This window comes from Burkholderia sp. 9120 (assembly GCF_000745015.1).
Classification (GTDB): Bacteria; Pseudomonadota; Gammaproteobacteria; order Burkholderiales; family Burkholderiaceae; genus Paraburkholderia.
In genome coordinates this window covers 3,244,763-3,257,730 of sequence record NZ_JQNA01000002.1, presented here as the reverse complement: position 1 = coordinate 3,257,730, position 12,968 = coordinate 3,244,763, and the positions used below count along the sequence as shown (strand labels likewise).

At 59.8% G+C, this 12,968-nt stretch carries 17 protein-coding genes; 7 read left to right on the top strand and 10 right to left on the bottom strand.

From position 1 onward, the window contains the following. Window positions 1–121: 121 nt before the first annotated feature. Window positions 122–568, bottom strand: coding sequence for a hypothetical protein (locus tag FA94_RS22790; protein WP_035555449.1), 447 nt, complete (start codon window positions 566–568; stop codon window positions 122–124). A gap of 235 nt (window positions 569–803) precedes the next feature. Next, window positions 804–1,133 carry a winged helix-turn-helix transcriptional regulator gene (locus FA94_RS22785; RefSeq protein WP_035555447.1) on the bottom strand — a complete coding sequence of 110 codons (330 nt, stop codon included), beginning with the start codon at window positions 1,131–1,133 and terminating at the stop codon, window positions 804–806. 141 nt (window positions 1,134–1,274) lie between these two features. Between FA94_RS22785 and gstA the strand changes: the two genes are divergently transcribed. After that, on the top strand, window positions 1,275–1,910 hold the full coding sequence (gstA, locus tag FA94_RS22780) for a glutathione transferase GstA (protein WP_035555445.1): 636 nt from the start codon (window positions 1,275–1,277) through the stop codon (window positions 1,908–1,910). 82 nt (window positions 1,911–1,992) lie between these two features. Here the strand turns inward: gstA and FA94_RS38160 are convergent, their stop codons facing one another. Both FA94_RS38160 and FA94_RS22770 read right to left on the bottom strand, forming a co-directional pair. After that, on the bottom strand, window positions 1,993–2,853 hold the full coding sequence (locus FA94_RS38160) for a hypothetical protein (protein WP_197070232.1): 861 nt from the start codon (window positions 2,851–2,853) through the stop codon (window positions 1,993–1,995). Between the two features lie 258 nt (window positions 2,854–3,111). Beyond that, window positions 3,112–4,011, bottom strand: a complete 900-nt coding sequence (locus FA94_RS22770; RefSeq protein ID WP_035555443.1) for a LysR family transcriptional regulator — start codon at window positions 4,009–4,011, stop codon at window positions 3,112–3,114. Between the two features lie 154 nt (window positions 4,012–4,165). Between FA94_RS22770 and dld the strand changes: the two genes are divergently transcribed. Then, complete coding sequence (dld, locus tag FA94_RS22765; protein WP_035555441.1) at window positions 4,166–5,923, top strand: D-lactate dehydrogenase; 1,758 nt, start codon at window positions 4,166–4,168, stop codon at window positions 5,921–5,923. A gap of 17 nt (window positions 5,924–5,940) precedes the next feature. Here the strand turns inward: dld and FA94_RS38155 are convergent, their stop codons facing one another. After that, on the bottom strand, window positions 5,941–6,159 hold the full coding sequence (locus tag FA94_RS38155) for a hypothetical protein (protein ID WP_081936046.1): 219 nt from the start codon (window positions 6,157–6,159) through the stop codon (window positions 5,941–5,943). A 214-nt stretch (window positions 6,160–6,373) separates the two neighbouring features. On the opposite strand from FA94_RS38155, the gene FA94_RS22760 reads away from it, so the two are divergent. After that, a complete protein-coding gene (locus FA94_RS22760; protein ID WP_051981283.1) occupies window positions 6,374–6,697 on the top strand; it encodes a hypothetical protein in 324 nt (107 codons plus the stop codon). A gap of 31 nt (window positions 6,698–6,728) precedes the next feature. On the opposite strand, the gene FA94_RS22755 is transcribed toward FA94_RS22760, so the two are convergent. Both FA94_RS22755 and FA94_RS22750 read right to left on the bottom strand, forming a co-directional pair. Beyond that, window positions 6,729–7,841: a helix-turn-helix domain-containing protein gene (locus FA94_RS22755; RefSeq protein ID WP_051980666.1), complete on the bottom strand. Its 1,113-nt coding sequence runs from the start codon at window positions 7,839–7,841 to the stop codon at window positions 6,729–6,731. 257 nt (window positions 7,842–8,098) lie between these two features. Next, a complete protein-coding gene (locus tag FA94_RS22750) occupies window positions 8,099–8,677 on the bottom strand; it encodes a TetR/AcrR family transcriptional regulator (RefSeq protein ID WP_035555439.1) in 579 nt (192 codons plus the stop codon). A gap of 122 nt (window positions 8,678–8,799) precedes the next feature. On the opposite strand from FA94_RS22750, the gene FA94_RS22745 reads away from it, so the two are divergent. Continuing rightward, window positions 8,800–9,777: an SDR family NAD(P)-dependent oxidoreductase gene (locus FA94_RS22745; protein WP_035555437.1), complete on the top strand. Its 978-nt coding sequence runs from the start codon at window positions 8,800–8,802 to the stop codon at window positions 9,775–9,777. A gap of 191 nt (window positions 9,778–9,968) precedes the next feature. Next, window positions 9,969–10,517 (top strand): cytochrome b, encoded by a 549-nt coding sequence (locus tag FA94_RS22740; RefSeq protein ID WP_035555434.1) that lies wholly within the window; start codon window positions 9,969–9,971, stop codon window positions 10,515–10,517. Between the two features lie 17 nt (window positions 10,518–10,534). Here the strand turns inward: FA94_RS22740 and FA94_RS22735 are convergent, their stop codons facing one another. Further along, window positions 10,535–10,978, bottom strand: coding sequence for a cupin domain-containing protein (locus FA94_RS22735; protein WP_051980665.1), 444 nt, complete (start codon window positions 10,976–10,978; stop codon window positions 10,535–10,537). A gap of 53 nt (window positions 10,979–11,031) precedes the next feature. Next, window positions 11,032–11,517 carry a DinB family protein gene (locus FA94_RS22730; RefSeq protein WP_035555431.1) on the bottom strand — a complete coding sequence of 162 codons (486 nt, stop codon included), beginning with the start codon at window positions 11,515–11,517 and terminating at the stop codon, window positions 11,032–11,034. 125 nt (window positions 11,518–11,642) lie between these two features. Between FA94_RS22730 and FA94_RS22725 the strand changes: the two genes are divergently transcribed. Continuing rightward, on the top strand, window positions 11,643–12,257 hold the full coding sequence (locus FA94_RS22725) for a TetR/AcrR family transcriptional regulator (RefSeq protein ID WP_035555427.1): 615 nt from the start codon (window positions 11,643–11,645) through the stop codon (window positions 12,255–12,257). Here FA94_RS22725 and FA94_RS38775 read toward each other — a convergent pair. Next, on the bottom strand, window positions 12,244–12,390 hold the full coding sequence (locus FA94_RS38775; protein WP_156126692.1) for a hypothetical protein: 147 nt from the start codon (window positions 12,388–12,390) through the stop codon (window positions 12,244–12,246). The genes FA94_RS22725 and FA94_RS38775 overlap by 14 nt on opposite strands. 32 nt (window positions 12,391–12,422) lie before the next feature. Here FA94_RS38775 and FA94_RS22720 point away from each other — a divergent pair, with 32 nt between their 5' ends. Beyond that, window positions 12,423–12,950, top strand: a complete 528-nt coding sequence (locus FA94_RS22720; protein WP_231585007.1) for a hypothetical protein — start codon at window positions 12,423–12,425, stop codon at window positions 12,948–12,950. Window positions 12,951–12,968: the final 18 nt, after the last annotated feature.

Here is a 12,968-nt window from a genome sequence, read left to right as displayed (position 1 = left end):
ATAACCGTTCGGAGGCGGTGTTTCCAATGACTATCTTCGCACATGCGCCAGGTTGGCCCTGTGCATGGAGCAACGCGAGCCCGCTCGGAGAACGCGGCTTCCCATCAATAAGGTCAATACCTCAATGCCCGTTGCAATAGACGGCCGTGAGAAGAAACGGAATCACCTCGTGAACGGTTGCCTCGCTTCCCGCACGGCGCACGCTCGCTTCGACCGACGTGGCGGGCGCGGTCACCACCACGCCGTATGTCGAGGGTTTGACGGGTTGACCGCTTCCCCGTTTGAACATCGGCTCGTCCTGCTCATAGCCGAACACCGCGTAGACGTGAAAGCCGAACGCGCTCAATTTGGTCCCGCGCGTCGGGCGAAACGAGTTGACCGAGTTGGCTTCGATACGCATGGGTTTCGGGTCGATGGACTGGTTGTCCAGAAGCGCGCCGATGAACTCATGCGGGCTCGATGTGCAGTCCATTTGCCGATCGAGCTCGTCGCCGTAGCACGGCAGCGGAACAAAAGTGACCCCTAGCGACGCAATGGCCGCCAGCGTGTTGAAAACAGTCGATTTCATCGTAATGCCCCGACGGGTCCGCTCATGTCTCACTGTGCCATGGTTGGCGCCGGCTGTTCGTGCGGTGGCAATCAATGCCGGCGACACGGTGCACTCTGCCGGTGCGTGTTTTCACGCGTGGTGCGAGACCTCACGCGCTTGCAACACCGTCTCCGCTTCATCAAAAGAACGTCCGTTTTAAATTGCGCGCCGGGAGAGCCCGACAAAACCGGCGCCGGAACAGCCGCCGAACGCGTCAAACCAGTAGCGCAGACCGCGCTTTGAGCCAAAGGCCGAAGTCCCGCATCACCTCGACAACCGGCCTTAGACGTTCGCCGTCTTCGGTGAGCTGATACTCGACCTTAACCGGTACCTCCGCAAAAACCGTGCGCAGTACGAGGCCGGCTTCTTCAAGCGCGCGCAGGTCGAGAGTCAGCATGCGTTGCGAAATGCCGGGCACGTCCCTGCGTAAATCGTTGAAGCGTTTGGGGCCATCCAGAAGATAGGAAACCAGCAACAAACGCCACCGTCCGCCCAGCAGGCGCATGGCTTCCTCGACCGAACATCCGGTTGCACTGCTCTTCATTCGCCCGTCCTCGGTAAGTATATTTTTTGTACCTTCACCACAATATTCTGCCTTCTTCCTTTTTTATCCCGCTTGCCGGATATTAGCCGCGTTGCCGCAACAGCGCGAAGAACATCCTATTTACCTGGAAGAGAAAATCCGATGAAGCTCTATCACGCACCCGGCAGTTGTTCGCAGGCGATTCATATCGTCCTGCAGGAAACGGGACTTCACGCGGACATGATCAAGGTCGATGCGCGCAGGCATCTGATCGAAGGCGGCGCCGACTATTACGGCGTGAACGAGTTGGGCTATGTGCCGCTACTCCAACTGGACGACGGCAGTTACCTGCGTGAAGGGCCGGTGATTGCGCAGTATCTGGCCGATCAACGGCCGGCATCCTGTTTGACGCCGAGCCACGGCACCATGGAACGATACCGGCTTCTGGAGTGGCTCAACTTTCTGACGTCGGAAATCCACAAAGGCTTTATTCCGTTGCTCTACGCCGTTGCGGCGGGCAAGTATGTCGACACCGCGAAACCGAAGCTCGAAAGCCGGTTTGCGTGGCTCGATAAACAACTATCGGACAAGCCGTTTCTGATGGGCGAGGTCTTCACGATCGCCGACGCATATCTGTTTGCGCTAACCGGTTGGGGCAAGGCCGCGTGGATGAAATCGGTGTACAACGCCGACATCGATTTCACCCCGCTCGTGCATCTGCAAGCGTGGTACGAGCGCGTGCGGAACCGGCCCGCTGTGCAGCAGGTTTTACGTGACGAAGGTTTGTCGAGCGAGTGACGGAAGGCGTCGCCATCGAAGCGACGCTCCGCATGCGCCCCGTCGCCTCTCTGTGTCAGGACGTGTAACGTGAAGCAGGTGCTTACTGCCATCCGCTATAGTCGGCGGCCTGCACCGAATAGCCGTAGCGAACCGGACGCGGTTGCCGATAAGGACGCGCCCAATAAGCGCGCCGATATCCCGCGTAGGCCTGTGGGCGGCGAACCATCATGACCGGCTGCACGAGGACTTGGGGAGGCGGCTGCGGCACGTATGCGGGCTGTCCAACCATCGCCACATACTCGACGCGCTGCGGCGCCTGAGGCGGCGCACCGTAGGCCTGCGCGACGTACGCGGGCTGTTGATACTGCTGATACTGCGGAGACTCGTCCTCGGCTTCAGCGTAAGCCGGCGCTTCGGCGTAGGTCTGCGCTTCCGCGTATTCCGGCGCCGGCTGATACTGCATGGCCCGTGGCGGCGCATATTGCGGCTGCTGGTACGCCTGGCGGTATTGCGGCTGGGGTTGCGGTTGTGCTTGCGGTTGCATTAGCTGCAGTTGCGGTTGCGGTTGCGCCGGCAACGCGCGCTGCGCTATCTGCGGCTTCTGTACGGAGGTCACCTGCGCCGCCTCATCGCCCGGCATGCCTTCGGGAAGCGGCGGCATGACCTGCGCCGCGGCGGCCTTCGGCGGACGCTTCAATTGCTCGCGCAACGATGTGTACGTCTCGGCGTCTTCCTTGGCCCGCGCGTTGTAGCCATTGTGATAGGCATCGCTCAGATCTTTCAGGCGCGCGTTGTTCTCTTCGTCGGCGGTCATGCGCTCTTCGCCCGGATCGAGCGAGGCATCGGCAGCGCCCTTGCCATAAGCCGATGCCGGGCCGTCGGCGCGCGCGGAAACGGGATGCAGCAGCCCGGCAAAAGACACCAGCGTCACTGAAACGCCCAGCAGCCATTTCGTTCCCATAGTTTCACCTCGATATGCAACGCGACGACGGACATGTGTGATCGACGACGACCGAATCCGGTCCATCGATGAACGGGATTTCGATGCCGGCATGTCTCTACGTTATCGACGCTTTTCGCGAGGTCCTAAAGGGTAAAACGGGGTAAAACGCATCAGGGAAACTCCGAACCTGCGCCAGGCAAACCCAGGCTAATCCAGGCAACGCACGATCAGAACGCCGCATGCTTACAAATCAAAAATTCTCTGCTTACATGTGCCTCACCGCGTCCGCGCCACGGTTCGCTGCTGCCGCAAAATCCTGACGAAGTTCAGCACGGTCGGCGACTTTTCGCGCGGCCGGTGAATCAACGCAATACCCGTCGAAAGCGGATTACCCTGCAGCGCGTGATATGACACGCTTTCCACCTGAATCTGCCGGATCGACGCGGGAACCACGGCAACGCCGAAGCCGGCCGCCACCAGGTTCGCCGCCGATGAAATCTGCGGCGACTCCATGCCGATCGACGGCGCGAAGCCGGCTTCCTGGCAGGCGGCAATGATGGAATCGTAGAGATCCGGGCCGATGGGTCGCGGAAAGAGAATGAACGGATCAGTCGCCAGGTCCGCGAGATTGATGCGCCGCCGCCGGCTCAAACGATGGTTCGCCGGCAACACGGCCAGCATGTCTTCGTCCACGAGTGGCTCGACCATCAGATCCCGGCAGTTCAGCGGCATGCGCACGAGCGCGGCGTCGAGTTGCCGCTCGGCAACTTTATCCAGCAGCAGCGAACTGTTGCTCTCCTCGCAACTGATCGACACACGTTCGTACGCATGCCGATAGCGCTGCATGGTTATTGCAACGGTCGGATGAAACACCGTCGACCCCGCGAAGCCGAGCAAGAGCCGCCCCGTTTCGCCACGTCCCGCGTTCTGCACTTCGACGAAGGCCTCTTGCGTATCTTCGATGATGCGCCGCGCGCGTTCGCGAAAGAGCCGCCCCGCTTCAGTCAGTTCGACTCGGCGCGGATGGCGGATAAACAGCGGCGTGCCGATTTCCCGTTCGAGCTTCAGGATCTGCTGGCTCAAAGGGGGTTGCGCCATCCCCAGATGGGTCGCGGCGTCGGTGAAATGCAGGTGCTCGGCGACGGCGAGGAAATAACGCAGTTGGCGAAATTCCATATGTTTTTCGTCTCCAAATAGCGATTTCAAGATATTGGACTAATGACCGGTCTGATTTTAATCTTCGTGTCAACCTGATGCGCTCAAAGGTCGCAGCCCAAACCATCGGACGAAATCGACACGCGTCACACCCAACGCCTATGAGGAGAATTCGATGTCCGCAGCGCACACACCGCTAGTCGCCGAACGGGACGACGTGGCCCATACGTTGATCAACGAGCTGCGCGCCATCGTCGGCAAAAAGCACACCTTGACCGACGACGCCGCGACCCGGCGCTTTCGCACGGGCTTCCGTTTTGGTGCAGGGAAGGCACTCGCGGTGGTCCAGCCCGGCACGATCGTCGAGCAATGGAAAGTCCTGCAGGCGTGCATCGCGGCGAACGTAATCGTGATCGCGCAGGCATCGAACACCGGACTCACCGGCGGCTCGACGCCCGACGGCGACGACTATGATCGCGACATCGTGATTGTCAGTACGAGCCGCATGAAAAAGGTGATGGTGATCGACGGCGGCAAGCAGGTGGTCTGCCTGCCGGGCGCCACGCTCGATCAACTGGAAAAGACGCTGAAGCCCCTCGGCCGCGAACCGCATTCGGTGATTGGCTCGAGCTGTATCGGGGCGTCGGTGTTCGGTGGTGTCTGCAACAACTCGGGGGGCGCGCTGGTGCAGCGGGGGCCCGCCTATACGGAAATGGCGGCATTCGCGCAGGTGGATGCGGCAGGCAAGCTGCAATTCGTGAACCATCTCGGCATCGAACTCGGCGACACGCCCGAGGATATCCTGGGGCGTCTGGAGCGCAGCGCGTTTTCGGACGCCGACGTCCGGCACGACGCAGGCGCCGGATCCGACCATGGCTACGCGAGCCACGTCCGCGAGATCGACGCCGACACACCCGCGCGTTTCAACGCCGACCCGCAGCGCCTCCATGAAGCGTCAGGCTCGGCCGGCAAGCTGATGGTGTTTGCCGTGCGGCTCGATACGTTCCCGATCGAACAGAACGCGAAGGTTTTCTATATCGGCACCAACCGCCCGGACGAACTCACCGAGATCCGCCGTCACGCGTTGCACGACTTCAAAGCCGTGCCGATCTCGGGCGAATATCTCCATCGGGACGCCTTCGATATTGCCGAGGAATACGGCAAAGATACGTTTCTGGCGATCAACTATCTCGGCACGTCGCGACTGCCCGCGCTGTTCGGACTCAAAAGCCGCTTCGACGCGCTATTCGATCGTCTCGGCTTTCTGCCTTCGCATCTCACCGACCGCGTGTTGCAGGCCGCGAGCCGGCTGTTCCCGAGTCATCTGCCGCAACGGATGAAACAGTACCGCGACAGATACGAGCATCACCTGATGCTGAAAGTCGCGGCCGGCAGCGTCGACGAAACGCGCGAATTTCTCTCGGATTTTTTTGCAAAAGCGACCGGTGGTTTTTTCGAATGCACCGACGAAGAAGGCACGAAAGCATTTCTGCATCGCTTCGCCGCCGCTGGCGCAGCCGTCCGTTATCGTGCCGTGCATACCCGCGAGGTCGAGGACATCGTCGCGCTCGACATTGCGCTACGCCGTAACGATCGCGACTGGATCGAGACGCTGCCGCCCGAGATCGAGGAAACGATCGTCATCAAGCTGTATTACGGGCACTTCTTGTGCCACGTCTTCCACCAGGACTACATCGTCAGGAAGGGCAACGACTGCCTGGAAGTCGAACACAAGATGTGGAGACTGCTGGACCGGCGTGGCGCCGAATATCCGGCGGAACACAACGTGGGCCACCTGTACCACGCGAAACCGCAGCTTGCGGCGTTTTATCAGCAACTCGATCCGTGCAACTGCTTCAACCCCGGGATCGGGCAGACGTCGAAATTTTCCCAATACCGGGAGATCGCGGGCCAGGCCCAGCTTTCCCGGTGAACAGGTGTCGGAACGAGTCAGTTGTGAGCCGCCGTGTCCTCAAGGCTGGCGAGTACCTGACTCCCGTCGGTGCGTGCAGCGTCTTCAACCGGAAAAGTACTCTCACTGAACGCGATCACTTTGAATCCGCTTCCCAGACCTCGCGGAATCGTAATGCCCCAGTGCCAGCCACCGGCTTGTTCGAAGACGTGCAGTACAGGGACGGTCGGAGTGGATGAAGACTGAAGCGTCGTCATGGCGCATTCTCCCGTCGTGGCAAAACTGCGAGCGCACCCATGCGGTCGCTCATCATTGAGTCTATAGACTGTTTGCTGCATTGCAATAAAAATCTGTGGTGAAAATGTCAAATCTTGGGGTGTCACAATTTTGAAAAATACTGCTCTCCGATTTGGATGTGCGAGTATGGATTGACCAGCTTCAGAACTTAAGATTGTGATCTACGGGGGCTCCATGAGTAGTCATTCACTCATTTGGGCAGCGGTGCCGCACAACAGCGACGGCGTCGTCTTCCAGGTTCGTATCGTCCACGGACTGCAACGTTTCTACGTGTCACGCCGTGTGCTCGAGCATGTATTCGATCTCGAGCCGAAAGCCACGGACGCAAGACAACTCGAACTCTTCTATAAGTTCTTGAAGCGCATTCTGGCGCGAGCCGGCATCAAGCGTTCAGTGGCCGGTTCGGACACGGTTGCGCTTCAGGCAACGGATTTCATCGTACAGGGCAGGAGCGACAGCAGTTCGACGCTGCAATCGAGCTCACGAACCACGATATAAGCACCGCTGCAGCGAGCGTCAAACGTTCAGCTTACGCGTGAACGTTCGCCGCGTGTGCTACATGTGTAGCGTGTGCCGCCTGGCTCGTCGTCGGCCAGGTCGCATGACGCGCCAACCCTTCCCGTTCTCGCCGGAGTAATGGCGCATAGCCGTGCAAATCGCGCGGTGCGATATCGAACGCGCGGCGAAATGCGCGGTTGAAACTCGATGCGCTGTTGAAGCCGAGTCCCGCCGCGATGTCCCGCACGTCGAGATGCGGAAAGCGGACCAGTTCATCGGCGGCCATGCGCAGCCTGCGGCTGGCGATATACGTGGCCAGGCCACCTTCATGCTCGAACAGACGGTACACGCTGGCACGCGACACATGCAGCGAGGCCAATACGCGCTCCGTCGACAACTCCGGGTCGTGCAGATGCGCCTCGACATAGCGCCGCACCTGTCCGTACACCGCGGCGCGCACCGCCGCGCGCGCATTGCCGGATAGGCCCGCTTGCCGGCTGAACGCAGCGGCCAGTAATTCCACCGCGGTGAGAAAGGACTGACGCGCGTCGTCTTTACTCAGGCCGACGATCTGCCGGTTGAGCGCGATCAGATGCGCTATCAGCGTGCGGGTTAATGGCGTTGTCGCTTCGACCCGGCGGCCATGGAGCGACGCGGCGTCGGGGAAGGTTTTTTCGACCAGAGCGCGCGGCACGAAGAACAACAATATCCGGCCATGAAAGCTCCGAACGGCGCACGGCTGATCCATATCCAGCGCAAGAATGGTCGGCACGGATGCGATGGGCGATGCGTCGCGCGCTCGCTTGCCGCTCACGAATTCACCCGGCCGGCCTTCCAGAAACACGCTAAAAGAAACATCGCGAATGTTCTCCGTCGACACGCGTCCCAGTGAGCGTACGGCCAGATTCGGACCGGTGCGGAAATGGAAAAAGCTGAGATCGTCGATCGAGTAGCGGGACATCGCTGCGTCGAACGTTTCGTCGACGCGCTTTGAGGCAGGTTGAATGTCGTAGACCGGACTCATGCGCTCCTGCCACGCGAGGAAGCTATGACGGCCGTCGCCCTGCACGCTGAAATTGCTATGTACGATTCCCGGTGCAAGCTGGGGCGGCTCGGCCGCTAACAACAGGTGGCTCAATGGCATACAGGCGGGCGGCGGATCGCTGACTCGTTGGTGCGCACTGCTGGTTGGGTCCAGTTGCGTTCCACCTGAGCGGGCGCGCTTGCCTGCCGGGTCGAAAGGCCACCTCTGCGCACGTGGAGGGTGGCGAGAAAGCATAGCGTGTCCGGGCTACCGACGCTATTGGGCAATGCGAGCCACGCGACGCGCAGAGTGAAAGCATCGCGTGGCATGACGCTATCCGCGCGTTGGTTGTCCGCGCATCGATTTGAAAAACCCTACTAATCCTGCGGTCGCGAGCCGAGCAACAGGATATCGATCAGCCTTTTGGCACTCTGCTGCCAGTCCGGCGCGGACGCGACATTTGAAACGCCCACGAGTGCGCGAAGCAGATCCAGCGGATCGAGATCCGCCCGGATATCACCACTCGCGACGGCGCGCGCGACCAGCGACTGGATCGCGCCCATGATCTGCGCCCCCGACGATTCGAACAGTTTGGTCGGCCCGCCGACCATCGAATTCAACGCAGGCGCAATGATCTTCTTCGTCGCGATGTAGTCGATGAAAAGCGTCATCCAGGCGCGCAGCGCTTCGAGCGGCGGCAGCGAATCGGTCAGCTTGCGCGCCTCCTCCGCCAGCTTCTCCACCTCGGCACGATAGACACTCTCGAGCAGGGCGTCGCGCGTCGGAAAGTGCCGGTATAGCGTGCCGACGCCAACGCCGGCCTGGCGGGCGACCTCCTCCAGACTGATCTCGCCTTGCGCATGGGTAAATGCCGTTTTTGCTACATCAAGAATGCGCTCGCGATTGCGCAGCGCGTCCGCCCTGGGTTTTCGTTCTTTGGGTGTCGGTTCGTTCATCGATACGTTTGAGTGCTTGCAAACGGAGGCTGGCTCCGTTTAGTATAGTTAAAAGCGGAGGCTCACTCCGTTTTATCCCGGGCAGGGAATGACGTCAACTCTATTGTGATGGAGCGGCAAAGATGACTGAGAAATTGGGTGCAACCACAACGACCGACGAGGTACTCGCGGGCGTCGACCTTCACGGCAAGCGAATTCTCGTAACGGGCGTCTCCGCGGGGCTGGGCGTGGAGACGGCACGGGCACTCGCCGCGCGTGGGGCGAACGTGATCGGCGCGGCCCGGGACCTGAAAAAGGCGCAGCAGGCGACCGCCGAAGCACAACGCGAGGCCACAGCCGCAGGCGGCAATATCGAGCTGATCGAACTCGATCTCGCGAGCCTCGCTAGCGTTCGCGCTTGCGCCGACAAGCTACTCGTACAAGGCCAACCGCTCGACGTGATCATCGCCAATGCGGGCGTGATGGCCACGCCGTTCGGCAAAACAGCGGACGGCTTCGAGACGCAGTTCGGCACGAATCATCTGGGGCATTTCGTGTTCGTGAATCGCGTGGCGTCGCTGATCCGCCCGGGTGGTCGTGTGGTCATGCTGGCGTCGTCAGGGCATCGTTTCGCGGACGTGGATCTCGACGATCCCAGCTTCGAGCACACGCCCTACGATCCGTTCGTCGCATACGGTCGCGCGAAGACCGCGAATATCCTCTTTGCGGTGGCCTTCGATCAACGTCACAAGGCGCGCGGTGTGCGGGCAGCGGCCGTTCATCCGGGCGGAATCATGACGGAACTGGCGCGCCACATGGACGAAGGCCAGTTGACCGCGATGCTGGAAAACATCAACAGTCAGCTTGCGTCGGAGGGCAAGGAGCCGTTCCAGTTCAAGACAGTTCCGCAAGGCGCGGCAACCTCGGTATGGACCGCAGTGGTAGCGGCAGCCGACGAGGTGGGCGGCAAATACTGCGAAAACTGCCACGTCAGCGAAATCGTTGCGGACGATGTGGTCATTACGCCCATCAGCGAAGGCGTTCGGCGTTATGCGCTCGACACGGATCATGCTGCCGCGCTCTGGCGCAAAAGCGAAGCGATGGTCGGCGAGTCGTTCTGACGCGTTTCCCTGCGCAACACAATCCATTACAAAAAAGCCACCTTCTGATTGCGATCCCGCTGGAATAAGTCGAACGACATGGGCGTTTACGACGGGTGTGATCGTGTCGAAGGTAGTGCTTTGGGCGCTTGTTACGCTTGCTGCGCTTCACTCACGTGGTCTTTCAGCCATTCAACACCAGGAGTGAATCCATGCAGTCGTCCGAGCGCGCCCCTTCCTATTCGAAGCCCGCCATGTTTTTCCATTGGGCGACGGCGGTACTGATCGTCGTTGCGCTCTTTGCCATTGAAATACGCGGTCCGAAAGGATCGGATAGCCGCATCGTCTGGAACGCCGTTCATATCTGGGCCGGATCGCTGATTCTCAGCCTGTCGATTTTGCGCTTACTGTGGCGGCTCTGGCACGGTTCGCCCGCGGAACTCACGCACTCGCCGGTTCAGCTCTTCATGGCGCGGCTCACGCATCTCGCGCTCTATCTGCTGATCTTCGTGCAGCCTCTGCTCGGCATAGCGATGGTCAATACCGGTGGGAACGCCGTGACGCTCGCCGGCATCGAATGGCACATCCGCCTGTTTGGAGCCGATCCCGTTGCCCATCAATTCCTTCACAACGCGCACTTTCAGATCGGTAACGCCGCCTATTGGCTGATCGGATTACACACGTTCGCGGCGCTCGCCCATCACTTCGTGTTTCAGGACGCGACGCTCACGCGTATGACCCGGCTTTCCCGCCACAGGTGAGTCCGCACGGCCTTGCTTCAATCCGCCGCCCGCACATCGTCCTCCCAGTTCTGATGAACGGTATTGCGGCGTGGCGTGATGGCGATCAAGACCGACGGTTCATGCACGATCAGCCGATGCCATTGCGCAGCCGGCACAACGAAGGCCGCTTGCGAAGGCAAGCGCGCCGAGCATATCGTCTTTCCATCGCGCACTTCCACTGAGAGCGAACCTGAAGCAAGAATGAGGAGTTCATCTCCGTCAGGGTGCATTTCCCAGGTCGGATAGTGCACGTCACGCGGGCTGCTCACGTGAAACATCGCGAGCATGCGGCCGTCTGTCAACTCGGGATCGCTGCCCGATTTCCTCAGGGTCTCGGCGGTTTTCGCATAGGAGCGCACGGTTCCGTCTCGCGCCAGAAAGATACAGGTGTCGTTCAGGTGAAGCGCCGTCGGACCATCATGAAGTGGTTGCGGATTCATTCTTCTCGTTCCTCGTATTGGATGAGCCGTTTTGACAATCGACTCAACGGCATTCAGGCGACGGTTTCAAGGAAGTCTGTCATGCGGTCCTGATTCGGCATGACGTTGTTCTTCAACAGAATCACCCCGGCGTTGCCGCGATGATAGGTACCGTGCAGGCAGACATGCAGAAGGATCTCGCCGCGCGTCATGCGAGCCGGCGTGCCGTTGATATAAGCAAAATCCACGGCTTGCTCCACTGCCTGCGTGGATAGATTCTCGACGTAGGAAACGTACCAGTCGTCGACCTCCATCGCGTCTTTAGCGAGTCGATCCATGTCGGGCATGGCATCCGAACGCGCCGCACGGAACCCGTGCGGCCGCCCCTGAAGATGATGCTGGAAGATCCGCTCGACCACAAAGATATGATCGAGAATACGCATGAGGTTCGCGGCATCCTCGGCGTTCAGTCGATCGATGTGATGACCAAGCACCTCATAGAGGCCACGACTCGCCCATTGCTGATAGCGCACGAGCTGCGAATAGGAATTGGTGTTCATGACGTGTTAGCGTGATGGGAGTGAATGGCGCCGCTGCAGCGCCCCGTGATTGCGTCCATCGAATATCGGACAAATCACTGGAATTGACTATTCGCATTTCCCGAGCACGCTTATAGGGCCGCCCAATGGACGTAAAACCAAGGAAATCGCCGCGTCAGGCGCGCGCCAAAGCGACCGTCGACGCAATTATCGAAGGCACTATTCAGGTTTTGCTGGACGAAGGCTACGAAAGCTTTACGACAGCACGCGTGGCCGAACGCGCCGGCGTTAGCGTCGGCACCTTGTATCAGTACTACCCGAACAAGGCGGCGCTGGCCGTGGCCGTGGTCGACCGCTGCTGCGAAGAATTTCTGATCGCTTTCGAAAACGCGCTCGACGAACGTCGCTGCACGACGCTGGACGATTGCATTCGCGCGCTCGTCGACTTCGCGTTCGTCTCACATCACGTGACGCCCGAACGTCATCGATGTGTACTCGAGCTGGCGCCACGACTCGGCGTGGCGGACCGTACAGAAGTCGTCAGAAAAACAGCGGTAAAAGTACTCGAATCCACACTCAGAAGACATGCCGATGAAATCGCGCCGGAAATCGATTTGACCGTGGCCGCGACGATGATCGAAACCACCATGGAAGCACTCGCTCATCGCGCGGTAATGACCGATCCGGCGCAAACTCAGAATGACTCGTTAGCGAAAGAAGCGACCCGACTGATCACGCTTTATCTGTTCACCGGAAAATGAACGCTTGCGCATAATTTGCACGCACCAGGCTGATAAACTGCCGCAGCGTTTCGGTGACGAAGATAGGCGTATTAAGCGAGTCGGCGTGAAGGCAATTCCATTCGCATGGATTGTTCTGCTGCGCGGGCTGCATGATCAAATCCAAACACTGAGGAAGCTTCTGCCATGTCGTCTTTAAACTTTCACGAAGGCCGCAGCATCCGGCAACGCGTCCGGTCGTCGGCCAGTTTATGTTTCGTGCTTGCTTTGCTATCCACTAGTGCATTTGCCGACGACGCACAGCAATGCGCCGCGAATGCTGGAACGCTGCTCGTCGGTCAGGTTGTGTCTGCACCCACCTTCAAACACGGCATGTTCCGCAAAGGCGTCGAGCTGTCGCATACGCATTTAACGCTGAAGGGCGACGCGGACGGTGCCGATTACGACGTCGCCATCGACAACGTCTTCGCATCGGGTTATCAGCAGGATGCAGCCGTTGTGCCGCCGCCGTTGAACAGCATTGCGGTTGGCGACCGACTCGAACTATGCGGCCTTCCTTTTCAAGGCGGCATTCATTGGGTTCACACCAATTGCGGCGACGCACCCACCTCGCAAGATCCGAATGGATGGCTGAAAGAGATCGCGACCGACGGCACCGTCGGCCCCAGTTTCGAAGACAGTCAGCAATACTGTTACCTGTGGCCGCATAACTAGAACCAGGCCAAATAAGCG